Below are 23,133 nucleotides of genomic sequence, written 5' to 3' on the forward strand. Positions count from 1 at the left end.
TCCTGACGATAAACAGGGTCTTGCGAAGGGCCGGGGAACACCCCCTCCGCGAGCCTCGGCAACACCCCGCTCACACCCCCAGCTGCAAGCCGTCGGCGGCTTCCTCGACCATGCCGAGGCCGAGCCTGCTGATCCGCATCGCGAAGGGCTGCTCGGCGATGCGCAGCCCGGTGAACCTGAGCGCCCCGAGCGGCGCGGTGTGCAGCGGCCGCACCGCGACGCAGCCCGCCGGGGCGTCGGGCCGCAGCCCGGCGAGCGCGGTCAGCAAGTGCACCGAGCCCGCGGCGGCGACGGCCGCGGGACGGCAGGCGGCCGGGTGCGGCAGCGGGGCGCTCCCGGCCGTGCGCTGCTCCCCCGCGTACATCTCCGGCAGCCGGTGCCCGAAGGCGGCCGCCGCGTCCAGGGTGCCGCGCAGCAGCGCGCCGGCCTCCTTCTCGTATCCGGCGGAGGCCAGGCCCGCCACGGCCACGGCCGTCTCGTGGACCCGGACCGCGCCGCTGCGGTGACCGAAGGGATTGTGCCCCGGCTCCTTCGCCCCGAGGCTGCGCAGGCCCCAGCCGGAGTCGAGCGCCGGCCCGCCGAGCAGCCGGGCGAGCTGTTCGGTCTGCACCTTGTCGAGCAGGCCCGGCGCCGGCATCCCCCCACCCAGCAGGCCCGTGTCGAGGAGGTGCGCGGCGGAGCCGCCCAGGTGCGGTATCCGGCGCCCTTCGGGCGTGCGGGCGGCTGCGGGGCGCCCGCCGCCCGGGTCCTCCACCCAGAAGTCCTCACGGAACCGCCCGCGCAGGCCGGCCGCCCAGCTCCGCCAGCGCTCGGCCCCGGGACGGTCGTAGGCGTCCAGGAGGTCGGCCCCGAGCAGGGCCGCGCGGTGGGCGTGCGCCTGCGTCTCGCACCGGTACGGTCCGCCGGGCACCGGGTCCGCGAGGTAGCCGTCCTCGCCCGCCGCGGCCCGCAGCCATGCGAGGCAGCGCTCGGCGGCGGGCAGCAGCGCCTCCGTCTCCCGCTCCGGAAGCCCCCACCGGCGGGCCTCCGCCAGGACGACGGGGAAGAGCAGCGTGGCCTCGATGCCGGTGCAGCCGGGCGGCAGGTGCGCCCCGGCGTGGCGCAGGGCGCCGGGGATCCGCCCGCTGTCAGGGCCCGGTCCTGCCAGCTGCGTACGGGCCAGGGTGCGCAGCGTCCCGGCGGCCAGCCGGACGCCGAGGGGCAGCGTCATCCGCGCTGCCCAGAGGGCCTCGGCGGGGGCGAGGCCGCAGCGCCAGGGGACACCTGCCGCCAGATGGACGTCACCGGGGCTGCCGGGGTCACGCACGAGCAGCGCCCGGAGATCGTCGAGGGCGGCGGCGAGCAGGGCGCCCGCCCGCGGGTCGTCTCCCTCCGCCTGCGGGTCGCCCCAGGGCACGCTCGCCGGGCGCCCCGGGGGGACGGCCGCCTCGGGCTGCCGGACCCTGCCGGGCTGCTCGGGCAGGACGCGCAGTTCGATGCTGCGCGTGCCTCCCGGCGGCAGCTCGATCTCCCAGCACAGCAGCCCCGCTGACGCCAGGGCATCCCCCGGCGGCGGATCGGCCGTGACCGCCGCCTGCGCCTCCGCCGTGGACCACCGCAAGCCGGAGGCGTGCACCCCGGCGGGGACCTCGGGCCCTGCCGCCCCCGCCGCGACCGCGCTCAGCTCCGCGAGGTCGGTGCCCAAGGAGACCTCGACGGGCAGCCGCAGAGCACGGGCCGCGGTGCTGCGCAGGGCGATCCGCTCGACGCCCTCGGCCGAGCGCAGCCGCTCGACCGTGACGGCGGGGTCGGGCCCCGAATCCGCGGCCGTCCTCACGGCGCCGACGAAGCGGGCGCGGTCGGCACCGAGCATCCGCCCCTGCACGGGCAGCGGCTCGGCGCCGCCGACCCTCAGCCGGCAGCGGGCCAGGAGCCGGCGCCCTCCGCGGTAGAAGCCGTCGAGCCCCTGCCCGCTCATCTGCCCGTGCTCCCCGGAGATCGCCATGGCCGGCAGGGCGACACAGATCACGGCCGTGTGGACGGGCTGCGGAGCGGGCGGGCGCCCCGGGGCGGGGCGCTGGGGCGGCGCATGACGGGGCCGGGGCGGCTGGCCATGGGGGACGATGCCTTGCACTTGACTGCGCTCCCCTGTGGGTGTCACGGACCGGGACGGCGGACGACGATTGCGGGCCACACGGATGAACGGCGCCGGGCCCGCCGAGGTCACGGTGTGAAGGGCCGCCTGTGTGGGCCATGGGTTCACTGCGGCCGCTCCTCACGGCTGCGGTCCCCCTTGCGGGGGCTCCTGCGCCGCGTGCGGGGCTTACCGGCGGGCCCGGCCGGGCCTCCGGGGCCGGTGCTGCCCGCGGGGCCGCCGGGCCGCGTCCGCCGGCGGGCGCTCCGTGTGCTGCCGGCGCCTTGCGCCGCCGAGCCCGTCGAGGCCGACGCGGCCTCCAGGCGCTCCACCTCGGCCCGGACCGCATCCTGAAGCGCCCGGTCAGCCTGTTCCTGCCGCAGGCACTGGCGGAGCGGCTCGGGGTCCAGTCCTTCGTTGCACGCGCGGTAGAGCAGCTGGGCGAAGACGTACTCGGGGTCGGCGGTGAGCGCCCGGCTCAGCGCGACCCGGGCCTCCGGCTGGTCGTCGGCGGCCCAGGCCACCCAGCCGGCGAGCGTGACGGGAGCCGCCGCGTACTCCGCGTACGGATACACGCAGCGGCGGGCCAGGGCGCGCCACAGCCTCAGCACGGCGGCGGCCCGCGGGCCCTCCATCCACTCCGCGGCCCGGTCGCGCGCGACGCGGTCCTGTAGACCCACGATGACCGTGGCGGCCTCCTCGTCGGTGAGGAGGGAGTCGTCGCGCGCGTCGGCCGCGGGCTTGGCGGGGAGCGGCGGCGTCCCGTCGAACCGGTCGGCCAGGGTCCGCGCGAGGGCGAGCGCCTCCTGCCGCACGGGCTCGCAGCCGGCGCCGCCGAGGATGCGGGGCACCATCGCGAAGGCCGCGGCGTCGAGGGCCTTGCGCTGCTCCTCCGCCCTTTCCCCGGTAACGGGTTCGTACCGCTCCTCCATCTCCCGCAGGGTGCCGCGCACCTCGATGCCGGCGTAGGTGGCGGCGGCCGCCATGACCGACGTGCCGGGCAGGGAGAGAGGGGTGCCGTCGGGCGGGCAGCAGCGGGGGTCGGGGCAGCAGTACGACCAGAACCGGCCGTCGGAGATGCACAGGGCCTCGTGCACGGGCATGTCGAGGCGGCCGCAGGCGCGGCGCAGGCTCTGGGCGAGCGGGCGAAGCCGCTCCATCACCTGCTGCCCGGTCCGCCCGTCGGCGGTGTCGGGGTCCTGGCAGAAGAAGATGACCACGCCGTCGGGGCGGCCGCCGCGCCTGCTGCTGCCGGTCAGGAGGGTCTCGGCGAGCTGGTCGCAGACCTCCGGCCACCCCTCGCCGCTGCGCGGGATGCCGAGCCGGAGCCGGCCCCCGAAGCGGCCCCGGTCGCCGTGCAGCGCGACGAGGACCACGCTGTCCGTCGGGTGGAAGCCGAGGAGGTACGGGAGGGCGTCGGCCAGCTCGGCCGGGGAGCGGAGGGTGACCTGCTGCTCGGGGTCCGCACCCGGTGCGCCGGGCTCGCCGGCGGACGGGGAGGAGGGGACGGAAGGACGGGAGGATTCGTTGTGCTGCGTCATGGCCCGAGAGTCCCGCGGGCCCGCCGGAGCCCGCCAGGCCTGTGGATAACTCCGGAATATGGTCCTACTAATCCTGTGGACAGGGGTTTCCCACAGCCGGCCGGGCCCGTTCGCGCATTGTCAGTGCACTCGTGTTGCATGGGGGCATGACGAACGAAGACCTCCGCGCCTCGGCCGACGCCGTCCTGGCCCGCCTCGTCGGCGACACCACGGGCACGGCGAGACTGCGCGAGGACCAGTGGCTGGCGATCGAGGCGCTGGTCGCCCACCACCGCCGCGCCCTGGTCGTGCAGCGGACGGGCTGGGGCAAGTCGGCGGTGTACTTCGTCGCGACCGCCCTGCTGCGGGCCCGCGGCAGCGGCCCCACGGTGATCGTCTCGCCGCTCCTGGCGCTGATGCGCAACCAGGTGGACGCCGCGGCGCGGGCGGGCATCCGCGCCCGCACGATCAACTCCGCCAACGTCGAGGAGTGGGACACCGTCCAGGCCGAGGTGGCGGCGGGCGAGGTCGACGTGCTGCTCGTGTCGCCGGAGCGGCTGAACAACCCCGACTTCCGCGATCAGGTCCTGCCCAAGCTCGCCGCCGCGACCGGCCTCCTCGTCGTCGACGAGGCCCACTGCATCTCCGACTGGGGCCACGACTTCCGGCCCGACTACCGCCGGCTGCGCACCATGCTGGCCGACCTGCCGCCCGGCGTGCCCGTCCTGGCCACGACCGCCACCGCCAACGCCCGCGTCACCGCCGACGTCGCCGAGCAGCTGGGCACGGGCGAGGAGTCGACCCGGGCGCTGGTGCTGCGCGGCCCGCTGGACCGCGAGAGCCTGAGCCTCGGGGTGCTTCAGCTGCCCGACGCCGCGCACCGGCTGGCCTGGCTCGCCGACCACCTCGGCGAGCTCCCCGGCTCGGGCATCATCTACACCCTCACCGTCGCGGCCGCCGAGGAGGTCACCGCGTTCCTGCGCCGGTGCGGCCACACCGTCACCGCGTACACGGGCAAGACGGAGAACGCGGACCGGCAGCAGGCCGAGGAGGACCTGCTCGCCAACCGCGTCAAGGCGCTCGTCGCCACCTCGGCGCTGGGCATGGGCTTCGACAAGCCCGACCTGGGCTTCGTGGTCCACCTGGGCTCCCCCTCCTCCCCCATCGCCTACTACCAGCAGGTCGGCCGCGCCGGCCGCGGCGTCGAGCACGCCGAGGTGCTCCTGCTCCCGGGCAAGGAGGACGAGGCGATCTGGAAGTACTTCGCGTCCCTCGCCTTCCCCCCGGAGGACCAGGTCCGCCGCACGCTGGAGGTGCTCGCCGCCTCGGACCGGCCCGTCTCCCTGCCGGCCCTCGAACCCCGGGTCGAGCTGCGGCGCTCCCGCCTGGAGACCATGCTCAAGGTCCTCGACGTCGACGGCGCCGTGCACCGGGTGCGGGGCGGCTGGACGGCGACGGGGCGCCCGTGGACGTACGACGCCGAGCGCTACGCCTGGGTCGAGCGGCAGCGCGGCGCGGAGCAGCAGGCGATGCGCGACTACGCCACCACGACGCAGTGCCGGATGGAGTTCCTGCGCCGCCAGCTGGACGACGAGCAGGCGACGCCGTGCGGGCGCTGTGACAACTGCGCGGGCCCGCGCTTCTCCGTGGACGTCTCGGCCGGGGCGCTCGACGCCTCGCGGGGCGAGCTGGGCCGCCCGGGCGTGGAGGTCGAGCCGCGCCGGATGTGGCCGACGGGGATGCCCGCGGTCGGTGTCGACCTCAAGGGCCGCATCCCGGCGGGCGAGCAGGCCGCGACCGGTCGCGCCCTCGGGCGGCTGTCCGACATCGGCTGGGGCAACCGGCTGCGTCCCCTCCTCGCCCCGCAGACGCCGGACGGGCCTGTGCCGGATGACGCGGCGGCCGCGGTGGTGACCGTGCTTGCCGACTGGGCCCGCGGTCCCGGCGGTTGGGCCTCCGGCGCCGCGGACGCTCCCGCACGCCCCGTGGGTGTGGTCGCGCTCGCCTCGCGGACGCGGCCGCAGCTGATCCGCTCGCTCGCCGAGCGCATCGCCTCGGTCGGCCGGATGCCCCTGCTCGGCACGGTCGAGTACGGCGGCGCGGACAGCGACACCCGGGTTCCGCGCACCAACAGCGCCCAGCGGCTGCGGGCGCTGGACGGTGCGCTGACCGTTCCGCCGGAGCTCGCGTCGGCGCTGGCCTCCGCCGGCGGGCCCGTCCTGCTGGTCGACGATTTCACCGACACCGGGTGGACGCTGGCCGTGGCCGCCCGGCTGCTGCGGCGGGCCGGGGCGCCGGAGGTGTTCCCGCTGGTGCTGGCGGTACAGGGCTAGCCGCACCCGGCCTGGAGGGCCGGCGGGGGCGGCCGGGGCGCCAAGAGCCGCGCGCCGCCGGCCATTGGCGCCAATTGATCGTTGCCGCAGGCCCCCGGCGCGGCGAGAATTGGACCGATCCCACTCTCGTCCGTCCACGGCCCGCCGGGACGGCCGTCGTGGCACGCACTCCTGCCCGCCGCCGCCCGGCCCGTGGCATTGCAGCCGAAGGGAGGGTCATGGCCTTCGACTTCGCACCGCCCCCTCCCGCCGAGCCCGGACACCGGCTCAGCCGGATGCTCGAGCCCTCCGAGTGGGCCGCGGCCGGAATTCCCCTGCTGCGCAACCCGCGCGAGGTGATCACCGGTCTGCACGCCCGCCATCTGCCGGCGCCGTCGACAGCCGTCGTCGCCGTCCTCGACCACGACGAACGGCTCACGGCGAGCGCCTCGTTCGTCCGCCGCCCCACCCCGCCCGACGGCTGGGAGCTGCGCAACGCCCTCCTCGCGCAATTGCGCAGGGTGACCCCGCACGACCTGCGGCGGCGCACCCCGGTCCGGACGGCCGTACTGCTCTACTGCCGCCCGGGCGAGGCCCATTGGACCGAGGAGGACGGGGCGTGGATGTGGGGCCTGCGTGACGCCTGCACGCTGCACGGGCTGCGCTGCGGGGCGTACATCACGCTGACCGCCGGCGGCTGGCAGATCCTCGGCGAAGGCCGCAGCGGACGCCGGCCGCGCTCGCCGGAACACCCACCCGCGCCCATAGCGTCGGGCGGCGGCGGTGCGCCCGAAGCGCACCGCCACACAGCAGCCCGCTGACGGCCGCGGAGGCCCGGGCGTCACGCACCGGGGCACCACACGCCCGCATGCAGAAACGGACCCCTGCGGCCACCCCGCCGGGGAGTGGCCGCAAGGATCCGTCCTCAGAAGCCCGCGGAGATCCTCAGACGCCCGCGGAGATCAGGGCGTTGACGCGCTGCGGATCGCCACAGACGATCATCAGCGCACCGGCGCGGGCCGTTGCCACGGGCAGTGCGCGGGCGATCGCATCGTCCGCGCCGCCGTTGACGGCGACGACCACGACGGGCCGGGAGCCGGCCCGGTCCGCGTCGGCGGCCGCGTAGAAGACGTCGTCACGGGCATCGTGCTGCGCCCAGTAGGACGCCTCACCGAAGGACAGCTCGTGCGCGGCCCAGGGGTGCGGGTCGCCGGTCGTGAGCACCAGGATCTCGCCGGGTGCGCGGCCGGTGTCGAGCAGCAGGTCGACGGCCTCGTCCGCGGCGTCCAGGGCACCCTGCACGGAGGCGGGGATCAGCTGGACCTGCGGACCGGCGGCGGCTGCGGCCGGCTGCGCCGCGGCGGGCCGCGACGGAGCCGGGGCCGGCACCGGGCCGCGCTGGGCGGCGGGGCCGGGCCGCGGGGCCGGACGGGGGCCAGGAACAGGGCGGGGGGTCGGCGTCGTACGGCCGGGGGCCGGCACGGCGCTGGGACCCGGGACACTCTCGTGAATCTGAGGCTCCTCGGGGATGAGAGGCATGAGTTGTTGTTTATCAAACGCCGGTGCGAGTCGCGTCGGCGGGTGGCGGTCAGGGCCGCTCAGAATTCGAAACCGAGCTGGCCACCGGCCTCCAGTGAAGCTGTGTCGGGGACGCTGCGAACCCGCTTGAGGTGCTGCCACCTGGGCAGCGCGTCCAGATAGGACCAGGACAGCCGGTGGTGCGGGGTGGGGCCCAGCGCCTCGAGGGCGGCGCGGTGCACCGGCGAGGGGTATCCGGCGTTGTCACAGAAGCCGAAGTCTTCGTAGCCGGCGCCCAGTTCCGCCATCATCGCGTCGCGCCGGACCTTGGCGAGCACGGACGCCGCCGCGACGACCACGCAGGACTGGTCGCCCTTGATGACCGTGCGGACCCGCCAGGGATCGCCGAGGTAGTCGTGCTTGCCGTCGAGGATCACCACCTCGGGCCGGACGGGCAGTGCCTCCAGGGCACGGTTCGCCGCCAGCCGCAGCGCCGCCGTCATGCCCAGCTCGTCGATCTCCTGTGGGGAGGAGTGGCCGAGCGCGTGGGCGGTGACCCAGCTCTCCAGCTGCCCGGCGAGGACCGTCCGCCGCTTGGGCGTCAGCAGCTTGGAGTCGGTGAGGCCCTCGGGAGGGCGGCGCAGCCCTGTGACGGCCGCGCACACGGTGACCGGGCCGGCCCAGGCGCCCCGGCCGACCTCGTCGAGCCCGGCGACGACCTTGGCTCCGGTCGTTGCGCGCAAGGAGCGCTCGACGGTGTGGGTAGGCGGTTCGTACGGCATGGCGCCAGCAAGCGTACGCCCCTGCGGGTGGCCCGAGTAGCCCCGCCCCCTCCCCTTTCTTCCGGCCGGTTCCATTCCGGTTTCCCGCGGGTACCCCGGCGCCTCTCCCGCGGGCGCTCCAGCACCCCGGAGGACCGGCCGCCCGGGGCGCCTACCTGCGGCCCGCGCCCGCCGGAAGCCAGCCCGGGAGCTGCTCGGTGCGCCGCAGCCAGTCGGCGGGCGGCGTGCCCCGCTCCCCCGCTGCGACCACTCCGCCGACGATGGCGCAGTTGGTGTCCACGTCACCGCCGACCTGCGCGGTGGTCCAGAAGGCGGACTCGTACGACGTGAGGTTGCGCGCGGCGGACCACAGGGCGAACGGCACGGTGTCGTGCGCGCTGGTGCGGCGGCCGCAGCCGAGGACGGCGGCGACGGTGGTCGGGTCGCCGTAGTCGAGCATGTCCCGCGCGCGGCGCAGCCCCGCCTGGACGGCGCTGCGCGGCACGAGGGCGATGACGCCGTCCAGGAGCGCCGCGGGGGCGACGGGCCCGCTCAGCCCCGCGGCGATGGCCGCCGCGGCGGCCACGGCCATGGTCCCGGCGACCGCCTCGCGGTGCTGGTGGGTGGTGTACGCGGAGATCTCGGCCTGGTGCGTGGCCTGTTCCGGGTCGTCCGCGTACCAGGCTCCGAGCGGGGCGATGCGCATGGCCGCGCCGTTGCCCCAGGAGCCCTGTCCGTTGAAGAGGGCCGAGGCCAGCTCCCGCCAGTCACCGCCCTCCCTGACCAGGCGCAGCATGCGGCCCACGGCCGGGCCGTATCCCCGGTCGAAGTCGTGGTGCTCCGCGAAGGAGCGGGCGAGCGCGTCCTGGTCGACGCGCCCGTGACCGGCGAGGACGGCCAGCACGGAGCAGGCCATCTCGGTGTCGTCGGTCCACTGCCAGGGGGAGGGGGGCAGCTCGCGGCGCTTGAGGGACGGGTAGTTGCCGGGGACGAAGAACTGGGAGCCGAGGGCATCGCCGAGGGCCAGCCCGCGCAGGCTCGCCAGTGCGCGGTGGAATCGGTCAGCGGTCATCGCAGCGAACTCTAATTCCTTTCCGGCGGCCACGGTGATGTCTGAGCGGCTTCGGTGATGTCTCAGCGGCTTCGCTGGTGCTTAAGAGGCTCGCTGATGCCTAAGCGGCTCGCTGGTGCTTAAGCAGCATCGCCGGCGTCCGAGCGGCTCCGGCGACGTCTAGCCGGTGAAGCCGTACGGTTCGGGGGTGCACCATCGCTCGAAGGGCCGGTCGAGGTGGTAGCGGCCGTCCGGCCCGAGGATCAGTGCGCGGCTCTCGGCGTTGCCCGGGTTCGACAGGGACTCGAATTCGGCGACCGTCCAGTGGAACCAGCGCATGCAGAAGAGCCGCATGGTCAGGCCGTGGGTGACCAGCAGGACGTTCGGCGGGTGGCCGGGGTCCTCGAAGCTGCGCCACAGGCTCTCCAGGAAGGCGCCGACGCGGTCGTAGACGTCGGCCCCGGACTCGCCCTGGGCGAAGCGGTAGAAGAAGTGGCCGTAGGTGTCCCGGTACGCCTTCTGCTTGCGCACCTCGACCGGGTCCTGCCAGTTCCCCCAGTCCTGCTCGCGCAGCCGCGGCTCCTCGCGGACGCGCACGCGGCCCGGGTCGAGCCCCAGGGCGTGGAAGGTCTGGTGGGCGCGCCGGTAGGGCGAGACGTACGCCGAGACCCGCTCGTCCCCGAAGAGCTCGCGGAGCGGCCCTCCGGCCTCCCTGGCCTGCTTGCGGCCCCGCTCCGTCAGGCTCAGGGCGTGGTCGGGCTCCCGTTCGTAGACGGTGTCGTCGACGTTGCCCACCGACTCGCCGTGCCGGATGAGAACGATGCGTCGGGGCCTTGCCATGCCGCCACCCTAGATCGCGCGTCGGCTGCCCGCCCGGCCGGCCTGTGATCAGTGCCCGGAGTGCCCGGCCGGCGGCCCCGCGGGCCGGCAGCCACTCCCCCGCGCGGATCTTCGTACGGGCGGACGCCGACCGCTCACCGGCGCGTACTCCGTCCAGGGCACGGGAGCTACCGAGGCCGCCCTGGCGGCAGCCCGCGCGGGATCTCCCCGCTGTCCGTCTATCCGCCTGACGCCCGGAAGCCTCTGCGGCGCCTCATACGGTCCAGGACGGCTCCAAGGAGACGATGTCGCCGCCGATCGACGCCACATCGGCTTCGAGCTGCGTCCGCAGGGCGAGCCGCTCGACCCGCTCCGCGCGGTACTTCCCGTGCTCGGCCTCGGAGTTCCACATGGAGAGGACGAGGAACTCCTGCCCAGGGGCTTCCCCGAAGACGCCGCGCAGCATTCCGGGGGACCCGGCCATGGCCGGGTTCCACACCTTCTCCTGCATCAGGGTGAAGTGGTCCACGCGGTCCTCCCGGACCCGGCAGTGGGCGATCCGCACCACGTCCGCATCGGCGAACTGCGGGCTGAATCCCACCTTCACGTCAAACCGGTGCTCGAACAGCCGCACTTGGACGTTCTTGAACGTCCCGGCCTGGGCAGCCGCCAGTCTGTCGTGGGACCGCGCCATGAAGGAGTCGTAGAACGCCCGGCTCTCCCAGAAGCCGAACAGATGCACCACTTGCGGGCGCCCTCTGCTCCAGCCCCCGCCCTGCCCCCGGAAACCGGGCTCGCCGAGCAGGCCCGCCCATTTGCGTTGCCCGCGTTCGAAGCCGCGGCGGTCGACCACGGTGCAGCGAGTCCACTTGACCAGCACCGCGCCATCGTACGGCCCGGGCAGCGGCCCGCAGTCACGTACCGGAGGACTGCACCCGTCCGAGGAGCGCCGCGTCCGCCTCGCCGAGCTCGATCCGGAACTCTCGCGCCAGCAACCGCACCAACTCCGCCGCGCGCACCTCCCGTTGCTCCTCCGGACCGTCCGGCCTGGCGGTGACGAGCATGGAGCCCACCAGACTCCGCCGTATGCCGGGCTCCGTCTGCTGTACCACCACGCGCGAGACGAAGGGTGAGTGCGGATGCGTGGAGATGTAGTGGTTCATGACGGCGTAGTCGACCGGAACGCGCTCCTCCGGGCCGAAGGCGTACAGGTCGAACCAGCCCTCCGGATGGAGCGAACGGAGCACCTGCACGCCCTCCCGCTCCCGCTCGATGCCGAACGTCCAGCCACCCTGCTGCTCCTGCACCCGCGCCCCGTCAGGGAACGGCAGGGGCTCCAGCAGCCCCTCCCCACCGAACCCGACGTCGCACAGCCACTGCTCGCCGCCCGCCTCGGCCTTCAGTGCCATATGGGTGACCGGGCGCAGCTTTTCGCTGCCCATTCTGATGCGCGCGCCGATACCCGTGAAGGAGAATCCGATGCGCTCCAGAACCGCCGCGAAGAGCAGGTTCTGCTCGTAGCAATAGCCTCCGCGGCGCTGCGCCACCATCTTGTCCTGAAGCGACTTGACGTCCAGGAGGATCGGCCGGCCCAGCAGGATTTCCAGGTTCTCGAAGGGGAAGGCGGCCACATGGCCGCGGTGCACCGCCCTGAGCGTCTCGACGTCGGGCCGCACCGGCCCTTCCATGCCGATGCGCGCCAGATACGCGCCCAGGTCCAGGTCCGCGCCACCCCATGTGAAATCGCCCGTCATTACTGCTGCCCTCTCCCCTTCGGCCGGTCACCCGACAGTATTCCCTCCCGCCGCGGGGCCGCCCGCCGGCTATCGCTGGGCAACACCGGCCGCCTTCAGCACTGCCGAGGCGGCTTCCCGTGCGCTGCGTGCGGGGGCCGGGGTGCCGGTGATCGCCGCCGTGGTGATCGCACCATCGGCCAGGACGGCCAGTTGTTCCGCTACGGGCCCGGGTTCCGCGGCTCCTGCGTCACGTACGAGTCCGTGCAGATAGCGCAGCACTTCGGCTTTGTGGTCCCTTACGGCTCCGGCCACGGCCGGGGAGGCCGTGCCGAGTTCGCCGTAGGCATTGATGAACGCGCAGCCCCGGAAGTCCGGTTCGGCGAACCATTCCTCCAGCCAGTCGAATACGGCGAGGGGGCGCTCCGCCGCTGACGGGCGCTCGGCGACGTACGCGGCGAGCGCGCCCCGCCAGCGCCCGTCACGGCGCCGCAGATAGGCCTCCACCAGCACGTCCTTCGACGGGAAGCGCTGGTAGAGGCGCTTGAGCGAGACCCCGGACGCCGTACGGATGCGGTCCATCCCGACCGCCTGGACGCCGTGCTCGTAGAAGAGGGACTCCGCGGCGTCGAGCAGGCGTCCGTCGGCTTCGGTGGTGTCCATGGCCCCTCCCGGGCTGGCGCGGAGAACGATCGTTCTCTAGGCTACACACGAAACGAGAGAACGATCGTTCTCCATCATTTCCCACGTGCGGAAGGGCATGCCATGACTCAGCGCCCACCCCTGCCCCCCTTCGACGAATCCTCCGCCCGCGCCAAGGTGCAGGCCGCCGAGGACACCTGGAACAGCCGCGATCCCGAACGGGTCGCCCTCGCCTACACCGAGGACTGCGTCTGGCGGAACCGGCACGAATCCATCACCGGCCGCGACGCGATACGGGCCTTCCTGCGGCGCAAATGGGAGAAGGAGCTGGACTACCGGCTGCGCAAGGAGCTCTGGTCGTGGTCCGGCAACCGGATCTCGGTGTGCTTCCGGTACGAGTGGCACGACGCCGGCGGCCAGTGGTGGCGCAGCTACGGGAACGAGCAGTGGGAATTCGCCCCGGACGGCCTGATGCGACGGCGCGAGGCCAGCATCAATGACGTGCCGATCACCGAGGCGGAAAGGGAGTTGACTCCCTGAGCGTGAAACCCGGGCGTGAAAACCCGGATGTGAAAACCCAGGCGTAGAAACCCGGGCACGCAAAAGGGCGGCGCCCCGGAGGAGTACATCCTCCGGGGCGCCGCCCTCGTCACATCGATCAGCTGCAACCGCTGGTCGAGCCGCAGCCCTCGCACAGGTAGCAGCTGCCCGCGCGGCGCATCTTCGTGCCGCAGGAGAAGCACAGCGGTGCGTCAGCGTTCAGCCCCAGCTGCATCTCCACCAGCTCGGTGGAGTTGTGGGCCTGCTTGGGGGCCGGAACCGCGGCGGGCCGGGCCGAGACCTCGGGCTTCGAGGGCTGGACGTGACGCGGCGCGGACTGGGCGAGGCCCTCCACGTCGACATCCTCGTCGGTCGGCTCGTACGAGCCGGTGTCCAGGTGACGCTGGCGCTCCTCGGCGGAGTGGATGCCGAGGGCCGAGCGGGTCTCGAAGGGCAGGAAGTCCAGCGCCAGGCGGCGGAAGATGTAGTCGACGATCGACTGCGCCATCCGCACGTCCGGGTCGTCCGTCATGCCGGCCGGCTCGAAGCGCATGTTGGTGAACTTCGAGACGTACGTCTCCAGCGGCACGCCGTACTGGAGGCCGACCGAGACGGCGATGGAGAAGGCGTCCATCATGCCCGCGAGGGTCGAGCCCTGCTTGGACATCTTCAGGAAGACCTCGCCGAGACCGTCGTCCGGGTAGGAGTTGGCGGTCATGTAGCCCTCGGCGCCGCCCACCGTGAAGGAGGTGGTGATGCCCGGGCGGCCCTTGGGGAGGCGCTTGCGGACGGGGCGGTACTCGACGACCTTCTCCGCGGCGGGGGCGGCGGCCTCGGGGGCCTTGGCCTCCTCCTTCTTCTTGGCGGAGAGCGGCTGGCCGACCTTGCAGTTGTCGCGGTAGATCGCGAGGGCCTTCAGGCCGAGCTTCCAGCCCTCGTAGTAGACCTCCTCGACCTCCTCGACGGTGGCCGACTCCGGCAGGTTGACCGTCTTGGAGATGGCGCCGGAGAGGAACGGCTGGGCGGCGGCCATCATGCGCACGTGGCCCATGGCGGAGATCGCGCGCTCGCCCATGGCGCAGTCGAAGACCTCGTAGTGCTCGGGCTTCAGGCCCGGGGCGTCGATCACATTGCCGTGCTCGGCGATGTGGGCGACGACCGCCTCGATCTGCTCCGGCTGGTAGCCCAGGCGCTTGAGCGCCTTCGGCACCGTGTTGTTGACGATCTGCATCGAGCCGCCGCCGACGAGCTTCTTGAACTTGACCAGGGCCAGGTCCGGCTCGACGCCCGTGGTGTCGCAGTCCATCATCAGGCCGATGGTGCCGGTGGGCGCCAGCACGGAGGCCTGGGCGTTGCGGAAGCCGTCCTTCTCGCCGAGGCGGAGCACGTCCTGCCAGGCCTCGGTCGCGGCGGCCCAGACCGGGGTGTCCAGGTCGTCCATGCGCTTGGCCGTGGCGTTGGCGTCGGAGTGCTGCTTCATGACGCGCTTGTGGGCGTCGGCGTTGCGGGCGTAGCCGTCGTACGGGCCGACGACCGCGGCCAGCTCGGCGGAGCGCTTGTACGAGGTGCCGGTCATCAGGGAGGTGATGGCACCGGCGAGGGCGCGGCCGCCGTCGCTGTCGTACGCGTGGCCGGTGGCCATCAGCAGGGCGCCGAGGTTGGCGTAGCCGATGCCCAGCTGGCGGAAGGCGCGGGTGGTCTCGCCGATCTTCTCGGTCGGGAAGTCGGCGAAGCAGATGGAGATGTCCATCGCCGTGATGACCAGCTCGACGACCTTGGCGAAGCGCTCGGCGTCGAACGACTGGTTGCCCGCGTCGTCGGCGCGGAGGAACTTCATGAGGTTGAGGGAGGCGAGGTTGCACGAGGAGTTGTCCAGGTGCATGTACTCGCTGCACGGGTTGGACGCGGTGATCCGGCCCGACTCCGGCGAGGTGTGCCAGTGGTTGATCGTGTCGTCGTACTGGATGCCCGGGTCGGCGCAGGCCCACGCGGCCTCGGCCATCTTGCGGAAGAGGCCCTTGGCGTCGATCTCCTCGATGACCTCACCGGTCATCCGGGCGCGCAGCCCGAACTTCGAGCCGGTCTCGACGGCCTTCATGAACTCGTCGTTGACGCGGACGGAGTTGTTGGCGTTCTGGTACTGGACGGAGGTGATGTCATCGCCGCCCAGGTCCATGTCGAAGCCGGCGTCGCGCAGGGCGCGGACCTTCTCCTCCTCCTTCACCTTGGTCTCGATGAAGGCCTCGACGTCGGGGTGGTCGACGTCGAGGACGACCATCTTGGCCGCACGGCGCGTGGCACCGCCGGACTTGATCGTTCCTGCGGAGGCGTCGGCGCCGCGCATGAAGGAGACCGGGCCGGAGGCGTTGCCGCCGGAGGAGAGCAGCTCCTTGGAGGAGCGGATGCGGGAGAGGTTCAGGCCGGCGCCCGAGCCGCCCTTGAAGATCATCCCCTCTTCCTTGTACCAGTCGAGGATCGACTCCATGGAGTCGTCGACGGAGAGGATGAAGCAGGCGGAGACCTGCTGCGGCTGCTTGGTGCCGACGTTGAACCAGACCGGGGAGTTGAAGCTGAAGACCTGGTGCAGCAGGGCGTAGGTCAGCTCGTGCTCGAAGATCTCGGCGTCCGCCGGGGAGGCGAAGTAGCCGTGCTGCTCGCCCGCCTTGCGGTAGGTCAGCACGACGCGGTCGATGAGCTGGCGGAGGCTGGACTCGCGCTCGGGCGAACCCGTGGCGCCGCGGAAGTACTTGCTCGTGACGATGTTGACCGCGTTCACCGACCAGAAGTCGGGGAACTCCACGCCGCGCTGCTCGAAGTTGATCGAGCCGTCGCGCCAGTTGGTCATGACGACGTCACGGCGCTCCCACACGACCTCGTCGTACGGGTGGACACCGGGGGTGGTGTGGATGCGTTCGATGCGCAGACCCTTGCCGCCCTTGTTCCCCTTGGAACGGGAACCTCGTGCCGGGCCGCTCGTCGTCTCGGTCATGCCGCCTCCCTCTACGGGCAAAACGCCCTAATGCGCCTATTTCTTCCGTGGCGCGCTATGTCTGTTCTTCGCCCGGGCGCGCGGCGCACCGGGCAGGTCTGTGGTGGCCGCGGCTACTCGGCGGCCGTGGCGGGCGCGGGAACCTGGAGGCCCCCGTCGCCTTCGCCGGCACCTTCGCCATCGCCGGCGGTCGCGGCGGAGCGGTGCTCGCGGAGCTCCGCGACGGCGGCCTCGAAGTCCTCGAGCGAGTCGAACGCCTGGTACACGGACGCGAACCGCAGATACGCGACGAGGTCGAGATCCCGGAGGGGGCCGAGTATGGCGAGACCCACGTCATGGGTGGAGAGCTCGGCGCTGCCGGTGGCGCGCACCGCCTCCTCGACCCGCTGGCCGAGCTGGGCCAGGGCGTCCTCGGTGACCGGGCGGCCCTGGCACGCCTTGCGCACGCCGGAGATGACCTTGGTGCGGCTGAAGGGCTCGGTGACCCCGCTCCGCTTGATCACCATCAGCGACGCGGTCTCCACGGTCGTGAAACGACGGGAGCAGTCGGGGCACTGGCGCCGGCGCCGGATCGAGCAGCCGTCATCGGTGGTCCGGCTGTCGACGACGCGGCTGTCGGGGTGCCTGCAGAAGGGGCAGTGCATGGCTCTCCACCCTCCTCACCCTCGTAGGACTGTGCACGATCTTCAGCCTCGGCGGACCCTCGATCGGGGCCCTTGCGAAGCAGCCCCCAGCATAGGCGATGACGGCACCCGCAAATGACCGGCAACGCCTCTCGACCACAACCTGTGGGCGGCCGCCGCCAATCAAACCACTAGATCTGGTGCCGTGCGGTGAACCGCGCCGGACGCGTGTCGCGGCCGCGAAGACCGCTCACGAGCCTACGCGAGCCGCCCCGGCCGCAGGGGCACGGGGGCTTTGATGACACACTGGAGCCGTCCCGCGGAGGGCTCCGGTCCGGTCCGGCCGGGCCTGCGCGGAACCCGTGGGGTCCCGGCACCCGCCCGGTGCGCTACGCACCGAAGGGTACCGTAATAGTCCGAATTGATCTTCAGCCGTACACCCTCAAGCTTGATCACGTCAGGCAAACTTCGATATTTCACTCGAACGTGTGTTTGGCGCAACCTTTCGAAAGCAACTACCGTTGTCCAGCTAGGGAGAACATCTCGAGAGGGGCCGACGTGACCACCACCGCAGACAGCGCCACAATCACCGCCCAGGACCGCTCCCAGAACCGACTCGACCAGGCACACCCGATGAATGACGCAGCCATGAGCTCCGAGGGGCAGAAGCCCGCTCGGGCCCTCCCGGGGCGACCTCCGGGCATCCGGGCCGACAGCTCGGGCCTCACCGACCGCCAGCGGCGGGTCATCGAAGTGATCCGGGATTCCGTCCAGCGCCGGGGCTACCCACCCTCCATGCGGGAGATCGGCCAGGCGGTCGGGCTGTCGAGCACGTCCTCGGTGGCGCACCAGCTCATGGCGCTGGAGCGCAAGGGCTTCCTGCGCCGGGATCCGCACCGCCCCCGCGCCTACGAGGTGCGCGGCTCGGACCAGCCCAGCTCGCAGCCCACGGACACCACCGGCAAGCCCGCCGCGTCCTACGTGCCGCTGGTCGGCCGGATCGCCGCGGGCGGTCCGATCCTGGCCGAGGAGTCCGTCGAGGACGTCTTCCCGCTCCCCCGCCAACTGGTGGGTGACGGCGAGCTGTTCGTCCTGAAGGTAGTCGGCGACTCCATGATCGAGGCCGCCATCTGCGACGGCGACTGGGTGACGGTCCGCCGCCAGCCCGTCGCGGAGAACGGCGACATCGTGGCCGCGATGCTCGACGGAGAGGCCACGGTCAAGCGCTTCAAGCGCGAGGACGGCCATGTGTGGCTGCTGCCGCACAACGCCGCCTACCAGCCCATCCCGGGCGATGAGGCCACCATCCTCGGCAAGGTCGTGGCGGTGCTGCGCCGCGTCTGAAGGTGCGGGCCGCAAGGCCGGGCCCCGGAACCACCTGCGCCGGTTCCGGGGCTCTTTTACGTCCGGCAGCCCTTCTTACGTCCAGGGGCCCTGTCCAGGAGTCCTGCCCAGGGGCCCTCTGTACGTCGAGCTCTACGTCTAGCGGCCTTCCGCCTTCGCCGCCTCGTCGATCGCGGCCAGCGAGCGCCGCACCTGGTTACGGTCCGTGGTGTACCAGAAGTCCGGCAGTGACGAGCGCAGGAAGCCGCCGTAGCGGGCCGTCGCCAGCCGGGGGTCGAGCACGGCGACCACGCCGCGGTCCCCCGAGGCCCGGACGAGCCGGCCGGCGCCCTGGGCCATCAGCAGCGCGGCATGCGTCGCCGCCACGGCCATGAAGCCGTTGCCGCCCGCCTCCTCCACGGCCTTCTGCCGGGCGCTCATCAGAGGATCGTCCGGGCGCGGGAACGGCACCCGGTCCATGATCACCAACTGGCAGCTCGGCCCCGGCACATCGACGCCCTGCCACAGCGACAGCGTGCCGAACAGACACGTGCGGGCGTCGGCGGCGAAGTTCCGGATCAGCTCGCCCAGCGTCTCCTCGCCCTGGAGGAGGATCGGCACGTCGAGCCTGCCGCGCAGCGCCTCGGCCGCGGCCTGGGCGGCGCGCATCGAGGAGAACAGGCCCAGGGTCCGGCCGCCGGCGGCCTCCACCAGCTCGGCCAGCTCGTCGAGCATGTCCGTACGGCTGCCCTCCCGGCCGGGCTGGGACAGATGCCGGGCCACGTAGAGGATGCCCTGCTTGGGATAGTCGAACGGCGAGCCGACGTCGACGCCCTTCCACTCCGGGCTGTCCGCGCCGCCGGTGCCTTCGGGGGCCAGGCCGAGGGACGCGGCGACGCCGTTGAAGTCCCCGCCGAGCTTGAGCGTGGCCGAGGTGAGCACCACGGACCGCTCGCTGAAGAGCTTCTCGCGCAGCAGCCCGGAGACCGAGAGCGGAGCCACCCGCAGCGACGCCCCGAAGCGGTCGTGGCGCTCGTACCAGACGACGTCGTACTCGGAGCCCTCCACGATGCGCTCGGCGACCCCGTGGATGTTCTCCACGGCGGCCAGGGCCTGCTTGCGGACGGCGTCCTCGTCCTGGACGGACTTGTCGCGGGTGTTGCCGATCGAGGAGATGACCGTGCGGGCGGCGTCGCGCAGTGCCATCAGCGCGTACTCGAGATCGTCGGGGATCTCCTCCAGGCGGCCCGGGAGCGCGAGCTCCATCAGGCGCTCGAAGCTCTCCGCGGCGGTCTGGAGGGAATCCGCGGCCTTCTCGTCGACCAGCTTGGCGGCGCGCCGCACGGCGCGGTTGACCTGGCCGGGGGTGAGCTCGCCCGTGGCGACGCCGGTGACCCGGGAGACCAGCTCATGGGCCTCGTCGACGATCAGGACCTCGTGGCCCGGCAGCACCGGGGCGCCTTCGATGGCGTCGATGGCCAGCAGGGCGTGGTTGGTGACCACCACGTCGGCGAGCTTGGCCCGCTCCCGGGCCGCCTCGGCGAAGCACTCCGCGCCGTACGCGCACTTCGAGGCGCCGAGGCACTCGCGGGACGTGACCGACACCTGGGACCAGGCGCGGTCGGAGACACCGGGGGTGAGGTCGTCGCGATCACCGGTCTCCGTCTCGTCGGACCAGTCGCGCAGGCGGAGCAGGTCCTTGCCGAGCTTGCTGGAGGGCGCCGCCGCCTCGAAGGGGTCGAAGAGCCCCTCCTCTTCGTCCTGGGGCACCCCCTCGTGCAGCCGGTGCAGGCACAGGTAATTGGACCGGCCCTTGAGCATGGCGAACTGGGGCCGGCGGCGCAGCAGCGGCTGGAGGGCGTCCACCGTCCGCGGAAGATCGCGCTCCACGAGCTGGCGCTGGAGCGCCAGCGTCGCGGTGGCCACCACCACGCGCTCGCCGTGGGCCAGGGCCGGCACCAGATAGCCGAGGGACTTGCCGGTGCCGGTGCCGGCCTGGACGAGCAGGTGGGAATTGCCGTCGACGGCTTCGGCGACGGATTCGGCCATGGTGACCTGGCCGGGCCGCTCGGTGCCGCCGACGGCGGTGACGGCGGCGTGCAGCAGGTCGGCGAGGGAGGGCGAGGAGGAGGCAGTCATAGCTCTTCCAGCCTAAAGGGCGGCACTGACATCGGCGGCGGCGTCACGGAATGTGCAGCGGATTGGGCACGGTGCCGTGGACGGCCGCGTGCGGGCGCTCCGGGCGGTCGCGGTAGCCGTCGAGGTGCAGCCGGTTGCGGTTGAGGCAGAGGCGCTCGATCCGCGGGGTGAGCAGGTCGAAGGCCTCGTAGCGGTCCTTCATCCGCGGGAAGCGCTCGTGGTGCCGGACGATCTCCTCCCGGACGAGCGACCAGAAGGCCGCTTCGGGCACGCCGAGTTGCTCCTCGCACAGCGGCGCGAGGTAGCGGAAGACGCCGACGAAGAGGCCGGAGTGGATGAACTGGGTGAGGAATCCGGGCGGTTCGGTGAGCAGCACGTCCCGTACATCGCCGGGCATGGAGGCGTGCTCGGGCAGCGGCACGGCGCTGATGTTGATGTCGTCGACGAAGTCCTTGACGGCGAGCCGGGTGGGGACGTCGTTGTCGTCGAAGACGACGATGGCGTTCTCGCCGTGCGGGGAGAAGACGGTGCCGTAGCGGTAGAGGAACCGCAGCAGCGGCGGGAGCAGCGCGGCGAAGAGCCTGCGCAGCCAGTCGGCCGGGGCCAGGCCGGAGCGGTGGACGAGCTCGGCGGTGAAAGAGCGGCCGGCGGGGTCGGTGTGCAGCAGGGCCGCGAGGGTGCGGGCGCGCTCACCGGGGGCGAGGGCGGGGCCGAGGGGTTCGCGCCAGATGCAGCCGAGGAGCTCCTTGTACTGGTACGGGACGCCGGGCAGCCGGTCGTAGAGGGGGTGCTCGACGGTCACGGAGGCGGTCTCGCCGAGGAGGATCACCCGGGTCTCGTCCCGGAGGAAGTCGTCCTCGTCCCGGAGGGCCTGGAGCCAGGCGGTGACGGCGGGGGCGGCGAGGGTGCGCTCGGTGGGCAGGCCGCGCCAGACGAGGGTGTTGAGAACCGACAGCGGGAGCTTCACGGTGCGGGCGTCCGGCCTGCTGGTGTTGAGGAAGGTGCGGACGGACTGCTGCGGGAGCCGGAGGTCGTTGTCAGTGGGCAGCAGGATGATGGATCCGTCGGCGAGGCAGGGCGCGAAGAGGGGGGCCACGGTCTCGTCCCACTGCCAGGGGTGGACGGGGAGCCAGAGGTAGTCGGCGGGGTCGCGTCCGTGGTCGGCGACGGTGCGGGCGAAGGCGGCCCGGGTGCCGGGGGCGAGCTCTTCGGCGTAGAGGCGATCGGGGGTGGCCAGTGCGGGGACGGCCCGGTAGTGCGCGAGGCCGCGGTGGACGGCGATCCAGGGCAGGCGGCGCGGGATGCGGGCCTCCGGTGCCCACAGGGCGGCGTCGGAGGCGGAGAAGCCGAGCCGGCCCTTGTTGGCGATGAGCCAGGGGTGGCCGGTCTGGTGGCCTTCGAGCGCGGCGTAGTCGAGGTCGGCGAGGTCCGCCGCGCTGAGGGCGCTCGCCCGCAGGCGGGTGTCGGCGGCGAGGGTGGCGAGGAGTTCCCTGGCCAGGTGGCCGGTGGTGTCGCCGGACAGGCCGAGCACGGTGTCGTGGGCGAGGGCGAGGAAGCGGAGGGGGTCCTGGAAGGGGGTGACGGATTCGGGGTCGACGTGCCAGTGACCGTAGGCGCTCCGGCGGGCGCGGAAGCGGCAGGTCACGTCGTCCGTTAAGGGCAGGCGGTAGGCAGCGGCGGGCTCCGGGGTGGCCGCCCCGGAGCCGTCAGGCCGGAGCGGCGTGCCGGACGGCTCAAGCGCCGTGTCGTCCGACTCAAGCGGCGTGTCGTCCGGCACAGGCAGCGTGTCGTCCGGCTCGGGGGTGAGCACGCCCTCGTAGCTGAGCTCGCCCAGCATCTTGGCGAGCAGGCGGGCGCCCGCGAGCGCCCAGTCCGAGCCGTCGGGGCCGACGGGGTGGGAGGGGCGTGTGGGGCGGTCGGTGGAGTCTGCGGGGCGGGAGTGGCCGGGGTTGTCCGCGCTGCCGGCGCGGGCGGAGCTGTCCGGTGCGGAGAGGCTGCCGGGGTGTTCGGGCCGGGGTGAGCCGGATCGGGGCGAAGGAGACATGGGGCTCCTCGAATAGGCCGGTGGGGTCGGATGGGCTGAGGGTGGGCTGGGGGTGGGATAGGGGTGGGATAGGGAGGTAATCGGGGAGGCGAAACGGGGGTCAGAGGAGCGTGCGCAGGGCGCGGTCGCGGACCACGAGTGCCGCCCGCTTGTCCGGAAGGTCGACTTCCGCCATCAGCCGGAAGCCCGCGCTCAGGAAGGCGGAGACGCACGGGGTGTTGCGCAGGTCGGGTTCGGCGACGACGCGGCCGCAGGAGGGCCGGTGCTCCAGGACGAGGTCGGCGACGGTCCGCAGCAGGCGGGTGCCGAGGCCGCGGCCCCGGTCGGCGACCTTGCCGATCAGGAGGTGGATGCCGGTGTCGTGCGGCCGGGCCGGGTAGTGGCGCGCGAGGGGGTCGAGGTCGGCGCGGTAGACCTCCCAGTAGCTCATCGGCACGCCTTCGAGCACTCCGAGGCAGGGAATGCTGCGCCCGTCGCCGCCGGTCTGGGCGCGCAGGTGGGCTTCGGTGACGCTCTCGGGCCCGCCCAGCTTCCAGAAGGCGGCGACGGCCGGGTCGTTCATCCACCGGGTGATGAGCCGCAGGTCGCGCTCCACCCGGACCGGCACGAGCTGGAAGGTGCCGGCGCCGGTGTCGGCGGGGCCCCAGTCGGGGAGCGAGTCGAGGAGGTCGGAGCCCGGGCCGATGGCCGCGGCTGGCCCGCGGCCCGCGGTGATCGCGGCGGGCTCCGGCGGGCCGTGGTCGAGGAGTTCGGCGAACTCTTCGGACAGCTTCAGTTCGAGGGTGGTCTCGTTGTCGGTCGGGGGGCCGGCGCTGTCGCCGGCGCTCGTGCAGGCTCTGTCGCCGAGCCTGCCGCCGGTGCCCGCTCCGGCGAGGCTGTCGGAGCTCGGGCCGGGGGCCGGGACGGCGCCGAGCTCGGGGCCGGCGCCCGGGCTCGTGCTGGGGTCGGTGGGCGGCACGGAGACGCACTCCTCTCGGAGGATCCCCTCGGTGTCAGGGATCCCGTG

The 23,133-nt window shown here is 73.0% G+C and carries 18 protein-coding genes; 4 read left to right on the top strand and 14 right to left on the bottom strand.

The annotated features are described in order from the left end of the window. Positions 1-70: 70 nt before the first annotated feature. Positions 71-1,984 (bottom strand): glycogen debranching N-terminal domain-containing protein, encoded by a 1,914-nt coding sequence (locus tag D7231_RS15410; protein WP_120755975.1) that lies wholly within the window; start codon positions 1,982-1,984, stop codon positions 71-73. Positions 1,985-2,238: 254 nt separating this feature from the next. Next, entirely contained in the window at positions 2,239-3,654 is a 1,416-nt protein-coding gene (locus D7231_RS15415; protein WP_120755976.1) for a DUF4192 domain-containing protein, read from the bottom strand. Between the two features lie 146 nt (positions 3,655-3,800). Between D7231_RS15415 and D7231_RS15420 the strand changes: the two genes are divergently transcribed. Further along, on the top strand, positions 3,801-5,966 hold the full coding sequence (locus D7231_RS15420) for a RecQ family ATP-dependent DNA helicase (protein WP_120755977.1): 2,166 nt from the start codon (positions 3,801-3,803) through the stop codon (positions 5,964-5,966). A 218-nt stretch (positions 5,967-6,184) separates the two neighbouring features. Next, the gene (locus D7231_RS15425; RefSeq protein WP_120755978.1) at positions 6,185-6,766 is read left to right on the top strand and encodes a hypothetical protein; all 582 of its coding nucleotides are present in this window, start codon (positions 6,185-6,187) and stop codon (positions 6,764-6,766) included. A gap of 124 nt (positions 6,767-6,890) precedes the next feature. On the opposite strand, the gene D7231_RS15430 is transcribed toward D7231_RS15425, so the two are convergent. The 7 genes from D7231_RS15430 to D7231_RS15460 all read right to left on the bottom strand — a co-directional run bounded on the left by D7231_RS15430 (position 6,891) and on the right by D7231_RS15460 (position 12,490). Then, a complete protein-coding gene (locus tag D7231_RS15430; RefSeq protein WP_120755979.1) occupies positions 6,891-7,484 on the bottom strand; it encodes a hypothetical protein in 594 nt (197 codons plus the stop codon). 59 nt (positions 7,485-7,543) lie between these two features. Then, positions 7,544-8,245: a ribonuclease HII gene (locus tag D7231_RS15435; protein ID WP_120755980.1), complete on the bottom strand. Its 702-nt coding sequence runs from the start codon at positions 8,243-8,245 to the stop codon at positions 7,544-7,546. 151 nt (positions 8,246-8,396) lie between these two features. Continuing rightward, positions 8,397-9,296, bottom strand: a complete 900-nt coding sequence (locus D7231_RS15440; protein ID WP_120755981.1) for an ADP-ribosylglycohydrolase family protein — start codon at positions 9,294-9,296, stop codon at positions 8,397-8,399. A gap of 159 nt (positions 9,297-9,455) precedes the next feature. Next, positions 9,456-10,115, bottom strand: coding sequence for a histidine phosphatase family protein (locus D7231_RS15445; protein ID WP_120755982.1), 660 nt, complete (start codon positions 10,113-10,115; stop codon positions 9,456-9,458). A gap of 253 nt (positions 10,116-10,368) precedes the next feature. Then, the gene (locus tag D7231_RS15450; protein ID WP_120755983.1) at positions 10,369-10,974 is read right to left on the bottom strand and encodes a YdbC family protein; all 606 of its coding nucleotides are present in this window, start codon (positions 10,972-10,974) and stop codon (positions 10,369-10,371) included. Positions 10,975-11,008: 34 nt separating this feature from the next. Next, positions 11,009-11,848, bottom strand: coding sequence for an arylamine N-acetyltransferase family protein (locus tag D7231_RS15455; protein WP_120755984.1), 840 nt, complete (start codon positions 11,846-11,848; stop codon positions 11,009-11,011). Between the two features lie 69 nt (positions 11,849-11,917). Beyond that, complete coding sequence (locus D7231_RS15460; protein ID WP_120755985.1) at positions 11,918-12,490, bottom strand: TetR/AcrR family transcriptional regulator; 573 nt, start codon at positions 12,488-12,490, stop codon at positions 11,918-11,920. A gap of 102 nt (positions 12,491-12,592) precedes the next feature. Here D7231_RS15460 and D7231_RS15465 point away from each other — a divergent pair, with 102 nt between their 5' ends. Beyond that, positions 12,593-13,009 (top strand): nuclear transport factor 2 family protein, encoded by a 417-nt coding sequence (locus D7231_RS15465; RefSeq protein WP_120755986.1) that lies wholly within the window; start codon positions 12,593-12,595, stop codon positions 13,007-13,009. Between the two features lie 118 nt (positions 13,010-13,127). Here D7231_RS15465 and D7231_RS15470 read toward each other — a convergent pair whose 3' ends face one another. Together D7231_RS15470 and nrdR are read right to left on the bottom strand one after the other, a co-directional pair. Next, on the bottom strand, positions 13,128-15,998 hold the full coding sequence (locus tag D7231_RS15470) for a vitamin B12-dependent ribonucleotide reductase (protein WP_120755987.1): 2,871 nt from the start codon (positions 15,996-15,998) through the stop codon (positions 13,128-13,130). 113 nt (positions 15,999-16,111) lie between these two features. After that, positions 16,112-16,642 (bottom strand): transcriptional regulator NrdR, encoded by a 531-nt coding sequence (nrdR, locus tag D7231_RS15475; protein WP_120755988.1) that lies wholly within the window; start codon positions 16,640-16,642, stop codon positions 16,112-16,114. Between the two features lie 537 nt (positions 16,643-17,179). Here nrdR and lexA point away from each other — a divergent pair. Continuing rightward, on the top strand, positions 17,180-17,965 hold the full coding sequence (lexA, locus tag D7231_RS15480; protein ID WP_030368667.1) for a transcriptional repressor LexA: 786 nt from the start codon (positions 17,180-17,182) through the stop codon (positions 17,963-17,965). A 138-nt stretch (positions 17,966-18,103) separates the two neighbouring features. Here lexA and D7231_RS15485 read toward each other — a convergent pair whose 3' ends face one another. The 3 genes from D7231_RS15485 to D7231_RS15495 form a co-directional block, all read right to left on the bottom strand. Further along, a complete protein-coding gene (locus tag D7231_RS15485; RefSeq protein WP_120755989.1) occupies positions 18,104-20,083 on the bottom strand; it encodes an ATP-dependent DNA helicase in 1,980 nt (659 codons plus the stop codon). 43 nt (positions 20,084-20,126) lie between these two features. Beyond that, positions 20,127-21,920: an IucA/IucC family protein gene (locus D7231_RS15490; RefSeq protein ID WP_120756059.1), complete on the bottom strand. Its 1,794-nt coding sequence runs from the start codon at positions 21,918-21,920 to the stop codon at positions 20,127-20,129. Between the two features lie 307 nt (positions 21,921-22,227). Beyond that, positions 22,228-23,085 (bottom strand): GNAT family N-acetyltransferase, encoded by an 858-nt coding sequence (locus D7231_RS15495; protein WP_120755990.1) that lies wholly within the window; start codon positions 23,083-23,085, stop codon positions 22,228-22,230. Positions 23,086-23,133: the final 48 nt, after the last annotated feature.

The sequence above is a fragment of the Streptomyces klenkii genome (genome assembly GCF_003626645.1).
Lineage (GTDB): Bacteria > Actinomycetota > Actinomycetes > Streptomycetales > Streptomycetaceae > Streptomyces > Streptomyces klenkii.